Consider the following 12781-nt stretch of genomic DNA (forward strand, 5'->3'; position numbering starts at 1 on the left):
TGCCGACCGCGCATCTGTACAGAATAGTTCACTGTACCCTGATGGTGTTTCACAATATGCCCATACGCCCCGCACCCCGCGCCGCTCGTACCATCCTCATCGCTGACTCCGAACTGCCCACGCGCATGGGGCTTCACACAATTCTGGCAGCCTTGCCTGGCCTGAATGTGCTGTTTCCCGTTTCCTCGGCCACCGAACTGCTGACAGACGCAGGCCGGTGGCGGCCGGACTTGGTGCTGATGGGCACCAGATTTTCAGATGGCGACGGGATCGAAACCTGTCGAGCCCTCCTCAGTCGATGCCCGGACCTGCGTATCGTGTTCGTCGCCAATGCCGCCACCGCACAACTGCTCCTCCACACGATGCAGGCCGGCGCGATGGGCTTCATTCTCAAAACCTTTCACCCTTCCAGGCTGTCCGGAGTCGTCACGCAGGTGCTGGCCGGAAAACCGGCGTTCGATTACGATCTCATGAGCACCGCCCTGAAGTGGATGGGGCAGCAGGCAGAATCCCCGCAAGGGCTGGCCCCACACCTCTCTCCCAGACATCAGCAGATCCTCCCGCTCCTGAGCGAGGGTCTTACCAACAAGGAAATCGGCGCCCAGCTCAACTTGAGCGAGAAGACCGTCAAAAACTACCTCGCCGACCTCTTCGACCGGCTGCACATGTCGCGCCGCTCCCAAGTCGCCGCCTGGTTCATCAATCGCACAGTCCAGCATATCCCGCCTCCCTATACATCCATGGCGGCCGAGACAATCCGGGGACGCACTCGCTCCCGCTCACTGATTCAAGAGGAGCTATTGCATGCCCACAATTCTGCTTATTAGCGACGATGACACCTTCCGAAACTCACTCCGCCAATCCATGGGGCATGACGGAGCTGCCGTGCTCGGCGTCCCGAACACCCGAGCGATCCTCAGCCAACCGGGAGCGCGACAAGTGTCGGGGTACGACCTCATTGTCGCAGAGGTCCTCTCAAGCGATCATGACGGACTCTCCCGGCTGGTCCTGTTCCGCAATCTGCACCCCAACACACCCTTCATCGCCGTGACGCGCGAAGACCACAGCGGGGGGCTGGCCTATGGCGGAGCTGCCGCACGAGCCTTGCGCGCCTGGCACGTTCCCGTCGCGGCCGACTCCTTGGCTGGACTGACCGACACCACCACCCGTGCCCTCAGGGGCGAATCGCCTCCCCGGTAGCGGACTCACGCCCGCTGAGGTGTGACGCCGTCCGGCACAGCCCCCTACCAGCCTCGTCTGATCGTCCGCCGGCCGTGAAACGACTAATACCCCATCGCGATGTTGAGCTTGGACAGGATGGCGGGCGAGAGCGTGAATTCCGCCTGCACCTCGATGCGATGCGGAACCAGCAGTGTAGTGTGGAAGACAATGTCGCGTATGGGAATCTTGAACTCGGGATCTTGAGGGGTACTCAGTTCGACGGCCTCGACGGAATTCGTGATGGCGCCGCTGTCCTGCGGGCCATAGGTCGTCATAACCGCGTCGATAATCTCCTTCACCTTCTCATTCGCTTCCACACCCTCCATGCTTTTGAGCAAGAGCGGAATGACTTCCTCTTTTGCCTGATCGGACAGGGTGAAGTTTTCGACCCGCTCTTTCCGGCGCAGTGACATCAGGTCGTTGTCGAGATCCTTACTGAAGGCGCCGTACGCGAACCGAAAAAACTCGAAATGAAACCCCTTGAAGCCTTTCCCAAACGTCTGGAGCTCGCACAGAAAGCCTAGCTGCTGCAACTTGACGTCGCTCAGCAGTCCGTGCGGTTCGGCAAGATACAGCACATACAGCAGCAGCGCTCGATCCACCGTAATCTGATTCGGCTTTCTCATCGATGGTCTCCGTTTATCCTCGAATGATCGAACTATAGACAGCCTGCTGGAGCATCGTCAAACCCATCCGCTCGCCATTTCCCCCTTGACCCACCGCCGGCTTTGGTCTTTAATGTCTCTCCTTACAGGAGGGTCGGCCGGACTCTATGCCCAAACATGTGAAAGAGATGGAAGCGCTGAAAGCGCACCTCGGCAAACACCAGCTGAAGTACACGCGCCAGCGCGAACTCATTCTTGACGCGTTCCTCCAGCAGGAACACATCACCGCCGAAGAGATGTACCACCAACTGGCGAAGAAAGACCCGCACCTGGGGCTTGCCACCATCTACCGTACCCTCAACCTGTTTTGCGAAGCCGGTCTGGCACAGGCCCGGCATTTCGGCACGCAGACGCAATATGACAACATTTCCCACAAGGGTCATCACGACCATCTGATTTGCACCGACTGCGGCAAGATCGTGGAGTTTGAAAACTGCGAGATTGAAAAGCTTCAGCAGGAAGTCGCCACCCGGAACGGCTTCACCATTTCCACTCACCGCCTTGAACTCTACGGCCTCTGCGGACGCTGTCGTCATTGACCCCTGCCGTTTTTTTTGCTATCTTATTGAGACGATTTATCAATTTCAATTGCGAGGCAAACCGCGCATTATGGCTACTTTTCTAACACGATTTTACTCGTCCATGATCTCGCGTCACCATCGCCACATGCCGGCCCTGCTTCTGATCCTCATCACATTCTGCGCACTGTCCTTTCCGCTCACCGATTCGATTGCGGCCGACAAATTGGTCGTCTATTCAGGTCGGGCAGAACGTTTAATCAAGCCGGTGTTCGATGCGTTCACCGCGAAAACCGGCATCCAGGTGGATCTCCTGTCATCCGGTACTACAGAACTCGTCAACCGGCTGAAGGCGGAAGGCGATCGAACCCCCGCTGACCTCCTGTTGACCAATGATGCCGGAAGCCTTGAACTTGCGCGCGGGGCCGGACTCTTGCGGCCGCTCAACATGCGCGAGGTCGAACGAGCCATTCCGTCCCAGTTCCGCGCCGCAGACAATAGCTGGGTGGGCCTCTCCGGCCGGTTTTGGATTATTGTGTACAACACGACGATGGTGAAGCCCGATCAGCTCATCTCCCTGCTCGACCTGGCGAATCCCCAATGGAAAGACAAGCTTGCGATCCCCAACTCCGGCAGTGAATATCTTCAGGCGGGCGTGTCGGTGATCCGCGCCGCTCACGGCGACGAGCGCACCAAGAAATTCCTGGAGGGCCTGCGGGATAACGCCGGCTCGCAGGTCTACCAGAAAAGCTCCCAGATCGTGGATGCCGTGGCCAAAGGGCAGGTCGCCGTGGGCATCGTGAATCACTATTACGTGTACCGCCACCTCGCCACGCAGCCCGCCGCGCCGTTGGCCGTCATCATGCCGGATCAAAAAGACGGCGGTATGGGCGCGATTATGAATGTGACAGGGATCGGGATCACCAAATCGAGCACCCATGTCGACAATGCGAAGCTGCTGATCGAGTTTCTCGTCGCACAAGCCGGACAGAAGATGTTTGCCGATTTGGACAAGGAATATCCATTACATCCGGAAGTAAAGGCAGACCCGGCCCTGGTCGATCGAAAGAGCTTCCGCGCGGCCCTCGTGCCGCTGACACGATTGGCTGAGCTCCGGGAACCGACTCTGACGCTCATCGAGCAAGTGGGCCTCCGCTAAATCACGAGGCCCGTTGTGACGACGTTTCGCCAGCAGCTCGCCTCTCCGCTGCAACTTGCCGCCATCGCCACCGCCGGGCTGATCCTGCTTCCGCTCGGCTATGTCACCGTCCTTGCGCTCTCAGCTGACCCGGCGGTCTGGTCCCGCCTCTGGGCGACGAGAATTCCTGAACTGCTGTTCAACACCGTCACCCTCGCAGGGGCGGTGGCCGTCCTCACATTGATCCTGGGCGTCTCCACGGCATGGCTGGTCGTTCGGTTCGATTTCCCGGGACGCCGCCTCTGGGAAGTCGCATTGATTCTTCCGCTCGCCATGCCGACCTACGTCCTGGCCTACGTCTACACCTATCTTCTGGGATTCGGCGGACCGGTGGAACGCCTCTGGCAACTCTGGGCCGGGCCGCAAGCCCACATTGTGTCACCGCAAAGTTTTTGGGGCACGACCCTCGTGATGGCGCTCGACACCTTCCCCTTCGTCTACCTGCTCACCCGAAGCGCGCTCTTAAGCCTGAATGTGTCGTTCGAGGAGGTATCGCGAGTCTGCGGAGTGTCCCGGCTCATGACGCTCTGGCGCGTGACCCTCCCCCTAATGCGCCCGTCGATCGCCGCAGGAGTCGCGCTGGTCATTCTCTATGTGGTCTCGGATTTCGGCGCGGTGTCGCTGCTGCGCTACCAGACGCTGACTTACGCCGTCTTTCAACAGATGACCGGACGGTCCGACAATACCGCCGCCAGCATTCTGAGTGTCTTGCTCGTCGTCCTGGCGCTGCTCTTTCTCGTCACCGAACGCTGGTTTCGCCAGCGCAGCCGCTTCTACCAGACCACCGGCCGCTATCGCCCGCCGCAGCGCGTGCGCTGCACCTGGGTCGGCACGGCCTCGATCACTGCGGTCATGAGCCTGATCGTCGCCATGTCTTTCGGCGTTCCCGCCTACTTGCTGATCACCTGGAGTCTCTCGCCGGAAGCACAAGCGATCGTCGATAGCCGATTCTTTGGCTTTATCTGGAACAGCGCCCTGTTGGCGGCCGCCGCCGCCACCGTCGGCGTGATCATCGGCCTGCCATTGGCGTATCTGGCAAGCCGACGCCCGACGGCTCTCAATATCGGCTGTCTCCAAGCCGCCTATGCCGGCTATGTACTACCAGGGCCGGTCGCCGCGCTCGCAGTGCTCGTGCTTTGCCTGAAGATCGCCCCGGTGATGTACGGGACAATCCTCTTGTTGGTGATCGCCTATGTGATCCACTTTCTCCCCGCCGGGCTCCAATCGCTGGAACCGGCCCTGCAACAGATCACGCCGAATCTCGAAGAAGTCGCCCGCACGCTGGGGCTGGGCGTCCGCGACACCTGGCGCCGCGTGACGCTGCCGCTGGTTCGCAACGGGTTTGTCGTCGCCTGGGTGCTCATGTTTCTTCAGACCATGAAAGAACTGCCGGCGACGCTGCTCTTGCGCCCGGTCGGCTTCGATACCTTGGCCATTCGCGTCTGGCTGGAAGCGAGTGAGGAGTATTTCCAATTAGCGGCGCCGGCGGCGCTGCTCATCGTGCTCTTGAGTCTGCCGGCCTTGTTCCTCTTGGTCTCAAAAGACTGGAGGGCCGCGTAAATGACAGCACCTCAACCGCAGCGGTGGATTGTATGCACACTGAAACACATCACGTCGTGAACCAACCGGACCTCTACCAGCCCGCGTCCAATGTGCTGGAGCTGCGCGCCGTGGCCTGCGCCTATGAAACCGGAAGGCCGGCGATCCGCAATATCTCCTTTGCCGCACGCGAGGGAGAAATTCTCTGCCTGTTAGGCCCCTCCGGTTGCGGGAAGACCACGATCCTCCGGGCAATTGCCGGATTCGAACCGGTCCGGTCCGGCGAACTGTTTCTTTCCGGGCGCCTGGTGTCGAATGCGAATCTCACCGTCCCGACCGAAGAGCGGCGTGTCGGCATGGTCTTCCAGGAATATGCGCTGTTCCCCCATCTGCGCGTGGCGGACAACATCGCCTTCGGGCTCCAACACCTGTCCCGGGGGGACCGGAGGTGCCAGGTCCAAGAGATGCTCACACTCACCGGCCTGGAAGGATTTGATCGCCGCTATCCGCATGAACTGTCGGGCGGGCAACAGCAGCGCGTCGCGCTCGCCCGCGCACTCGTGCAGAATCCCGTCGTCCTCCTGCTGGATGAGCCCTTCAGCAATCTGGATCCCGACATGGCCGGCCGGATGCGCCAGGACCTGCATGCGCTGCTGCGGCGCACCAAGACCACGACCATCCTTGTCACGCACGATCACGAAGAAGCCTTTGCGATGGCCGACCGGATCGCGGTCTTGAACCAGGGCGTATTGGAACAGATGGATACGCCGGAATTGATCTACCACATGCCGGCCAGTCCCTTCGTAGCAGACTTTGTGGGGCAGGCCGACTTTATCCAGGGCGAAATCCGTGACGGGATGATTCACACGGAGCTGGGCGAGTTTCCCAATACGCTTCCCGGCGAGGAAGGCACCGCCGTCGTCGTCATGATCAGACCGGACGATATCCACCTCTCGCCGGCCAAGGGGGCAGGCGCCCGCATTCAAGCGCGCCAGTTCCGGGGATCTGAAAACCTGTATACCGTCAGCCTTCCCTCGGGACAGATCGTTCACAGCAGCGAGGGCTCGACCAGTGTGTATCAGGAAGGGACCGCCGTAGAGCTGCAGGTTCTGGCCACGCACACCGTTGTGTTCCCTGCTCCCACTGCGACAAGCTAGGCACCACAGTGCTCCAGTTGACAGGTCTTTTCACCATCTGGCATTGATGAGGAGCGATCGGGCCTCTGTCCCGGCCGGTCCTGACTCAGAACCAGTACTACCGAAGGAGTACGTGCATGGACTCACTGAAACATGTCGTGGACTATGGCATCATCGGACTCTTGCTCGGCCTGAGTCTGTGGTCGGTCGCCGTCGCCGTTGAGCGCTGGCTCTTCTACCGCAACATCAACGCCGCGCACTACCCCAACGCCCAGGTGTATGAAATTGCCCTGACGAGGCGATTGGTGATCATCGGGACGGTGGCGGCCAACGCTCCCTACATCGGACTGCTGGGCACCGTCCTGGGAATCATGCTGACCTTCCACACCATGGGCACGTCCGGCACCATGGCGGTCAACACGATCATGATCGGATTGAGCCTCGCCTTGAAAGCGACCGCCGTGGGATTGCTCGTCGCCATTCCCTGTGTAGTCATGAATAACATTCTCCGACGCCGGGTCGCCGAACTGCTGACCCAGTACAAGGTGGATCATGGATCGTCAGCAAGTTGATCAAATCAACGTCATCCCGCTCGTGGATGTCATGCTCGTGCTGCTGGTCATCGTCCTGACCACCGCCACCTTCATCAGCACGGGGCAGATCCCGGTCAATCTGGCCAAAGCGAAGTCGGTCAGCGACCGCAAAGATGTGCCCCTCGTCATTACGCTCACTTCAGAAGGGCATCTGTTCCTGAACGACAAGGCCATACCGGATGACGGCTTGCCAGCTGCGCTCGGCAACGAATCGCGCGACTCTGCCGTCGTCGTACGGGCGGACAAGGTAACCATACTCGAACGCTTCGTCGCCCTCGTCGATGAAGTGCGCGGGTTGGGCTTTCAGCAAGTCAGCCTTGAGGTGATCCGGTTGTGACGCATGCCCGGAGTCATGATCGCCTCAGCGCAGGCGGGGCGCACAAGGCCGGATGGCTGGTTTCTGTCTGTCTCCATGGCAGTCTCGTGCTCGGAGCAATGGTATTACTTCAACAGATGCAACTGGCACTGCTGGAGGAACCATTCGAGTGGAATGTCGCAATGGTTCAACCGACCGCGGCGCCTCAATCACCGACGACCGCTAGCGAGTCGCCGCCGGCTCCCCCGACACCAACGCCGTCACAAGTTCTCGCCCAAAGACACCCGGAACCCGCACCCGCTCAGGCCTTGCCTCCTCCCGTCGCCCCCACCCCAGCGCCGCCTATTGAGACTCACATCCCACCGCCTCGCGCTGTACCGGCTCCGCCCCCCCCGATACAAGCCACCGCACCCTCGAAACCCGAGCCCACACCTGAGCCAATCCGTGAAGAGCCTCGCCTACAGCCACCCGCTGCCATGAAGTCACCTGAGGCTCCACCGGTAACAGCCCCGGCCTCCATACCAACGCCCGCACGTTCAGTGGCATCCCCCGAACCATTGTCAGCCTCCCCGCCAACCAGCACAGCATCCAGCGCTCCAGATCCAGCACCAGTCCCGCCCGAGCCTGTTCGCACGCAGGGAGAAATCCCACCGCAGCCAATACCGACACCCAGCAGAGCCGCAGATACCTCCACGGCAATCAATCAACCTACGACGCCGGCCGCCACGGACGTGGCCGCGCTCACTTCGCCAGATCAGCCCAGCACCGCAAAATCAGATGACGGCTGGCTCGCAACGCTGATGGGGAAATGGATTGCCGACCTGGAAAAACACTATCCGGCAACATTACGGTTGGAAGGCGTGCAGGGGAAAGTCGTGCTCGTGGCAATGCTGCATGAGAACGGCACGCTGACGGATGTGAAGATCGCAAAAAGTTCAGGAAATGCCCTGCTCGATCAAGCAGCCATTGCCGATGTGGAGCAAGGCCCACCGATCAAGCTTTCACGCCCGCTCGGCCGCCCGCAGCGCCCCATCAAGTTCTCGATCAGTTACGATCTGAAAACGGCTCGGTGATCTTGGCCGGCTTCGTCGCGCAATCCTGGTCCCGCCAGTCCCGCAACATCCCCGGCTCATCGAACGTGAGCAGATAGGCCCGGCAATACTCCGCTCTGGCGTACCCGCTATAACCGCTGGTCCCGCTTCCCCGCACATAATAAGTCCAGAGCGAACGCCCGTCAGGTTGCCGCTCTTGCTTATGGGGAGCGCCGTAGCGCTTCGCTACTTCCTCCTGCGTGACCTGATTCACCTTGCTCTGGAAATAGCCCGTTTCAAACTCGCCGCAGGCGCCGCAGAAGACGAGCGCCAGAACCGCACCAAACCGAGTCCATCGCATGACCATATTCGCCCATCGTTGAGCCATTGCCCCCCTCCCGAATGAAACCTTTTTATGGATACCCTAGCCGGGATCGAAGTCCCGAGGATACCGTCATGCTTCCTCGATCATCGATGATGACGGCTTCGACATCCGGCAGACGCTCGACCAACGCCATTCCACGTTCTGGCCCAAGCACAAAAATTCCTGTATCAAGCCCGTCTGCCACGATCCCTTCGACGGCAATCACGGTGACGCTCTGGCATTTCCTAGCTGGCTCAAGCGTGTGCGGATCGAGAATGTGATGATACCGGATGCCATCCTGCTCAAAGTACCGTTCGTAGTCGCCTGCCGTGGAAATAGCCTCGTTCTTGAGATCGATCGTCGCGATGAGCGCGCCTTCCTGCCGCGGATGGCGAATCCCCACGGGGAATCCCTTCATGCCTGGCAGGTCACCAAAGACCTTAATATCGCCCGACAGTGCCACCACTCCGCCCTGCGCCCCCGCTCTCCTCATCACGTCAACGGCGCGATCGGCCGCATAACCTTTCCCGATTCCGCCAACGTCAATGCGCATGCCTGGTTTTGGCAGAAGGATCGTGCGGGCCTTTCGATCAACTTGGATTGTGGACCAATCAACCAGCGGCTCGAGCGCTTGTAACTCGCCCTGGCTTGGAATCTGCTGGCGTTCCGTGACACTCCACGCCTCCACCGCCGGTCCGACCGCAATATTAAATCCCCCTTCGGTGAGAGCAGCAATTTCAAGCGAGCGTACAACCAACTCCAGCGTTTCCGGACCGATCGCCACGGGATGGTGCCCCGCGGCCGCATTCACCAGGGACAATTCACTGGTCGCAATCCATGTACTCAGCATCTGTTCCAGCCGCTTAATCTCATGAAATCCGGCCTCAATTGCAGCTTGGGCGATCTCCCGAGTCGGCGCGACGGCTGTGATGGAGACCAGCGTCCCCATCTGCATCTGAGTGCGCTTGACCACGACCGGCAGTTCACTGGAGCGAACCGAACCGCACCCTGCAAGCAGAATGACCGCCAGCACTCCGAACATTCCCGAAAACCACGCGCGCATCATACCCCTACCCTTTCAGGTCCTGCCCCCTAGACAGGCGAACAGATCATCCGTCCTGCGCCACTATGCGACACAGAAGCCCCTCTTGACAATGGAACCTCTGTCAGGATATTAATAATCGTTCTCAATTTCATTTACAAGGATCCAGGCGCGCTATGGTTACCACGCGAATGTCGAAACCAGACACCTGCCACGGCAATGAAACCCGCTGCGAGTGCGGGCAATTGATTGCCAAAGTACGCGGACAGGGGATCGAGCTGAAATGCAAACGTTGCAAACGCATCGTCGTCATCCCCTTCTCATCCATCGAAGGATGGAGCGCCGTCGCATCATGAGTCGATTTATGAAAGGAGTCTTTCTCAAAACGACAACACTATTCATTCGAGGTTCCATTTTGTTCGCAGCCACCAGACCAGAGACCACCGAGTCCCGAGTCAGACCACAACCCAACTCACCGTGGAGGATACCGATGAAGATGCGGTCAATCCTCGGGGCTCTCGTCATCGCCAGTTTGTCGGCTATGCCGGCCTTGGCCGTCGATATGACCCCGGAGGACATCAAGAAGTTAGTCGATGATGCTGTGAACAAGAAGATGCAAGAGCACGAACGGCACGAAAGTTCGGCCGAACGGAGCATGGAGAAGAAGGACGGCCAGCCCGGCGCAGTTCAATACCCTGTTGCAACCGGCCCAATGATCGACATTCGAGTCGGACGCAAGGGCGAAGAAAACGTTCCTCTCGGGTTCGGATCGACCGGGTCAGGAAAACTGATCTATGCGAAGCCGTTCTTGAGCGCACCCAAGGCCACGGTCGGCGGCTATGTCGATGTGATGTACAACAACCTCTCGCGTCAGAGCCTGGATAATCCCAGCCGTAACAGCTTCGGTCAGCAGCGGATGGTGCCGTTTATTTATGCAGACATCACCGACCACATCAAGTTCGCGACAGAAATCGAGATCGAGCGCGGCGGCATTAATGCCCCGCAAACTGGTGCTGGAAACACGTTTGGAGACGGCTCGATGCAGATCGAGTTCGCACAACTCGATTACTTGATCCATGAGGCCATCAACCTCCGTGCTGGTATCCTGTTGATGCCAGTCGGTAAGTTCAACCTCCTACACGACTCCCCCCTGAACGACCTGGTGGATCGCCCGATGGTCTCCCGGATTATCATTCCTAGCACCTGGTTTGAAGCCGGTGCCGGTATTTACGGGACTCTATACCCCTCCTCACTGTCGAAGATCGACTACGAACTCTATGCGGTCAACGGCATGAGCCAGACTGCCGGCGGCATTACCGACCTAGGCGTGCGAAACGCACGAGGCAGCGTCTCCCGGGATCGGGATGACAACAAAGCCATCGTCGGCCGTGTGGCCTTCAGCCCGATGCTCGGCATCGAAGTCGCCGGATCCGGCTACCATGGCTCCTACAAGCCGTCAGCCGGAACGGTCGACTCGGGCACGATCGACATTGTTGCCTTGGACTGGACCCTGCAACGAGGCCCGTTCGAAGTGATCGGAGAATCGGCCTGGACAAGAATCAGCAACAATAATGCGACCGGAGTGGCCAGCAGAGGCATCGGACCGGCCGGCATGCAAGGCTACTACATTCAAGGCAACTATCACTTCATGCCGGACTTCCTGAAGACCTGGGCACCCAGCCACTTCACGGATGCGTCGACATTTACCGCCGTCGTCCGGTGGGAGCGTGTCAACACCGACACGGACGGCCGCACCAAGCAGAATGCGCTGGGTGGCCAGCGGGAGCTTGAGCGATTGACCCTCGGCCTCAACTTCCGGCCGATCGAAGATACCGTCATCAAGTTCGACTGGCAATTCAACACCCAGAAAGATGCGAAGGGTCTCGTCCCCGCAGGCGATCTAGGGACATCGGGCAGCCCGATGAACGGCAACGGCTTCCTGATCCAGGCAGCCACGTACTTCTAAAAGGATCTCGAGGGGCCGCCCCAACATGGGACGGTCCCTCATCGAGAAACCAGACCGGACATGATGATGCAACGACTGTTCACACTACTCCTCCTGCCGACGTTATTAACGGCGTGCGCCTCCATGAGCGGCATGCAACAGCGCTTTGCGGTGTGCAGCTATGACCATGCCTGGGAGGCCGCGCTTGAGGCCGTGAAGGATCGGGCGATCGTCACGAACGATAAAGCGGCCGGCATGATCGTCACCGGCTGGCTCGAAATTCCCATGCCCGGACGGACCTTTGGTGCCCTCCAACGTGAAGTGGGGGATAGCAAAGATCGGTCCCGCATCACCCTCATCGTCAAGCGACTTGACGATGTCACGAAGATCAGCTTTGCCGAAGAACGGCAGCGATGGGCCTTCCGCGGCGGCTCGCGCCTCTTCGGCTGGGCCTCCACCGATCCCTCGGCGGAGGTCATGACGGATGTACAAAGCCGCCTGGACACGAAACTAAAGGAGCATGGATGTTCTCTCAACTGAGTGCGTTCCGCACCGTCACCGTCACTGTGTTGCTCATGGCCTCGGCACTCCCCGTTCTGGCCACCGAAAAAGTCTGGGATGCCGAACTTCGCCGGTATCTGAAGGACGACGACTTCAAGTATGAGGAATTTATGACGGAAGAGGAGGCCGTGAAAACGATCCTTCCCAAGTCGCAACGCGTACACAAGGAACTGATCCGCCTGACACCGGACAAGAAAGAGCTCATCGAGCAACGGATCGGCTGGAAATTTCCGGAAGAGTCGTTCGAGTTGTACATCGGTGAAACCGGGGACAAGATCGACGGCTATGCCATGATCCACAACACCATCGGCAAATATAAACACATGACCTATATGGTCGGGGTCGATCCCAAGGGCACCTGCACCGACGTGGAGTTGCTGGTGTTTCGCGACGCCAAAGGGAGCGAAGTCGGAAAGAAGCGGTTCAACTCGCAATACGACGGGAGAACGGTGTCCGACCCGATCCGGATCAACAAGGACATCATCAATATCAGCGGCGCCACCATGTCCGTTCGCTCCATGAGCGCCGGCGTCAAGCGCGTGCTCGTCCTCGTAGACGAGTTTTACTTAAAGCCGGCCGGCTTAGGGAGCGACACGGTCGCATCCCGCAGGTCTGACAAGGGCATCTTTACATCCATTTTCGGCAACTAAAC

General features: G+C 59.4%; 16 protein-coding genes. 13 read left to right on the plus strand and 3 right to left on the minus strand.

From position 1 onward, the window contains the following. Positions 1–56 precede the first annotated feature (56 nt). Positions 57–827 carry a response regulator transcription factor gene (locus Q7U39_10730; GenBank protein MDO9118426.1) on the plus strand — a complete coding sequence of 257 codons (771 nt, stop codon included), beginning with the start codon at positions 57–59 and terminating at the stop codon, positions 825–827. Then, the gene (locus Q7U39_10735; protein ID MDO9118427.1) at positions 805–1200 is read left to right on the plus strand and encodes a hypothetical protein; all 396 of its coding nucleotides are present in this window, start codon (positions 805–807) and stop codon (positions 1198–1200) included. Before Q7U39_10730 ends, Q7U39_10735 begins: the two co-directional genes overlap by 23 nt. A gap of 83 nt (positions 1201–1283) precedes the next feature. Here Q7U39_10735 and Q7U39_10740 read toward each other — a convergent pair whose 3' ends face one another. Beyond that, on the minus strand, positions 1284–1847 hold the full coding sequence (locus tag Q7U39_10740) for a hypothetical protein (protein ID MDO9118428.1): 564 nt from the start codon (positions 1845–1847) through the stop codon (positions 1284–1286). A 146-nt stretch (positions 1848–1993) separates the two neighbouring features. Between Q7U39_10740 and Q7U39_10745 the strand changes: the two genes are divergently transcribed. The 7 genes from Q7U39_10745 to Q7U39_10775 all read left to right on the plus strand — a co-directional run bounded on the left by Q7U39_10745 (position 1994) and on the right by Q7U39_10775 (position 8259). After that, complete coding sequence (locus tag Q7U39_10745) at positions 1994–2425, plus strand: Fur family transcriptional regulator (GenBank protein MDO9118429.1); 432 nt, start codon at positions 1994–1996, stop codon at positions 2423–2425. A gap of 103 nt (positions 2426–2528) precedes the next feature. Beyond that, positions 2529–3563 carry an extracellular solute-binding protein gene (locus tag Q7U39_10750; GenBank protein ID MDO9118430.1) on the plus strand — a complete coding sequence of 345 codons (1035 nt, stop codon included), beginning with the start codon at positions 2529–2531 and terminating at the stop codon, positions 3561–3563. Positions 3564–3578: 15 nt separating this feature from the next. Then, positions 3579–5162: an iron ABC transporter permease gene (locus Q7U39_10755; protein MDO9118431.1), complete on the plus strand. Its 1584-nt coding sequence runs from the start codon at positions 3579–3581 to the stop codon at positions 5160–5162. Positions 5163–5194: 32 nt separating this feature from the next. Next, positions 5195–6298 carry an ABC transporter ATP-binding protein gene (locus Q7U39_10760; protein MDO9118432.1) on the plus strand — a complete coding sequence of 368 codons (1104 nt, stop codon included), beginning with the start codon at positions 5195–5197 and terminating at the stop codon, positions 6296–6298. Between the two features lie 116 nt (positions 6299–6414). Continuing rightward, complete coding sequence (gene exbB, locus Q7U39_10765) at positions 6415–6849, plus strand: TonB-system energizer ExbB (protein MDO9118433.1); 435 nt, start codon at positions 6415–6417, stop codon at positions 6847–6849. Then, positions 6830–7207, plus strand: a complete 378-nt coding sequence (locus Q7U39_10770) for a biopolymer transporter ExbD (GenBank protein ID MDO9118434.1) — start codon at positions 6830–6832, stop codon at positions 7205–7207. Before exbB ends, Q7U39_10770 begins: the two co-directional genes overlap by 20 nt. A 779-nt stretch (positions 7208–7986) precedes the next feature. Next, positions 7987–8259 carry an energy transducer TonB gene (locus Q7U39_10775; protein MDO9118435.1) on the plus strand — a complete coding sequence of 91 codons (273 nt, stop codon included), beginning with the start codon at positions 7987–7989 and terminating at the stop codon, positions 8257–8259. Here Q7U39_10775 and Q7U39_10780 read toward each other — a convergent pair. Together Q7U39_10780 and Q7U39_10785 are read right to left on the minus strand one after the other, a co-directional pair. Beyond that, positions 8231–8605 (minus strand): hypothetical protein, encoded by a 375-nt coding sequence (locus tag Q7U39_10780; protein MDO9118436.1) that lies wholly within the window; start codon positions 8603–8605, stop codon positions 8231–8233. The two genes, Q7U39_10775 and Q7U39_10780, sit on opposite strands and share 29 nt — an antisense overlap. A 25-nt stretch (positions 8606–8630) precedes the next feature. Then, on the minus strand, positions 8631–9647 hold the full coding sequence (locus tag Q7U39_10785) for an FAD:protein FMN transferase (protein MDO9118437.1): 1017 nt from the start codon (positions 9645–9647) through the stop codon (positions 8631–8633). A 152-nt stretch (positions 9648–9799) separates the two neighbouring features. Between Q7U39_10785 and Q7U39_10790 the strand changes: the two genes are divergently transcribed. The 4 genes from Q7U39_10790 (at position 9800) to Q7U39_10805 (ending at position 12779) form a co-directional block, all read left to right on the plus strand. Beyond that, complete coding sequence (locus Q7U39_10790; protein MDO9118438.1) at positions 9800–9979, plus strand: hypothetical protein; 180 nt, start codon at positions 9800–9802, stop codon at positions 9977–9979. 134 nt (positions 9980–10113) lie between these two features. Next, entirely contained in the window at positions 10114–11589 is a 1476-nt protein-coding gene (locus Q7U39_10795) for a hypothetical protein (GenBank protein ID MDO9118439.1), read from the plus strand. Positions 11590–11649: 60 nt separating this feature from the next. Further along, positions 11650–12108 (plus strand): hypothetical protein, encoded by a 459-nt coding sequence (locus Q7U39_10800; protein MDO9118440.1) that lies wholly within the window; start codon positions 11650–11652, stop codon positions 12106–12108. Further along, positions 12093–12779, plus strand: a complete 687-nt coding sequence (locus Q7U39_10805) for an FMN-binding protein (protein MDO9118441.1) — start codon at positions 12093–12095, stop codon at positions 12777–12779. Before Q7U39_10800 ends, Q7U39_10805 begins: the two co-directional genes overlap by 16 nt. Positions 12780–12781 lie beyond the last annotated feature (2 nt).

Source organism: Nitrospira sp. (assembly GCA_030653545.1).
Lineage (GTDB): Bacteria > Nitrospirota > Nitrospiria > Nitrospirales > Nitrospiraceae > Nitrospira_D.

Bases quoted from the DNA above. Each gene is read 5' to 3' on its own strand.
- Q7U39_10730 (MDO9118426.1), top strand. From the start codon at position 57: ATGCCCATACGCCCCGCACCCCGCGCCGCTCGTACCATCCTCATCGCT.
- Q7U39_10735 (MDO9118427.1), top strand. From the start codon at position 805: ATGCCCACAATTCTGCTTATTAGCGACGATGACACCTTCCGAAACTCA.
- Q7U39_10740 (MDO9118428.1), bottom strand. From the start codon at position 1,847: ATGAGAAAGCCGAATCAGATTACGGTGGATCGAGCGCTGCTGCTGTAT.
- Q7U39_10745 (MDO9118429.1), top strand. From the start codon at position 1,994: ATGCCCAAACATGTGAAAGAGATGGAAGCGCTGAAAGCGCACCTCGGC.
- Q7U39_10750 (MDO9118430.1), top strand. From the start codon at position 2,529: ATGATCTCGCGTCACCATCGCCACATGCCGGCCCTGCTTCTGATCCTC.
- Q7U39_10760 (MDO9118432.1), top strand. From the start codon at position 5,195: ATGCACACTGAAACACATCACGTCGTGAACCAACCGGACCTCTACCAG.
- exbB (MDO9118433.1), top strand. From the start codon at position 6,415: ATGGACTCACTGAAACATGTCGTGGACTATGGCATCATCGGACTCTTG.
- Q7U39_10770 (MDO9118434.1), top strand. From the start codon at position 6,830: ATGGATCGTCAGCAAGTTGATCAAATCAACGTCATCCCGCTCGTGGAT.
- Q7U39_10775 (MDO9118435.1), top strand. From the start codon at position 7,987: ATGGGGAAATGGATTGCCGACCTGGAAAAACACTATCCGGCAACATTA.
- Q7U39_10780 (MDO9118436.1), bottom strand. From the start codon at position 8,605: ATGGCTCAACGATGGGCGAATATGGTCATGCGATGGACTCGGTTTGGT.
- Q7U39_10785 (MDO9118437.1), bottom strand. From the start codon at position 9,647: ATGATGCGCGCGTGGTTTTCGGGAATGTTCGGAGTGCTGGCGGTCATT.
- Q7U39_10790 (MDO9118438.1), top strand. From the start codon at position 9,800: ATGGTTACCACGCGAATGTCGAAACCAGACACCTGCCACGGCAATGAA.
- Q7U39_10795 (MDO9118439.1), top strand. From the start codon at position 10,114: ATGAAGATGCGGTCAATCCTCGGGGCTCTCGTCATCGCCAGTTTGTCG.
- Q7U39_10800 (MDO9118440.1), top strand. From the start codon at position 11,650: ATGATGATGCAACGACTGTTCACACTACTCCTCCTGCCGACGTTATTA.
- Q7U39_10805 (MDO9118441.1), top strand. From the start codon at position 12,093: ATGTTCTCTCAACTGAGTGCGTTCCGCACCGTCACCGTCACTGTGTTG.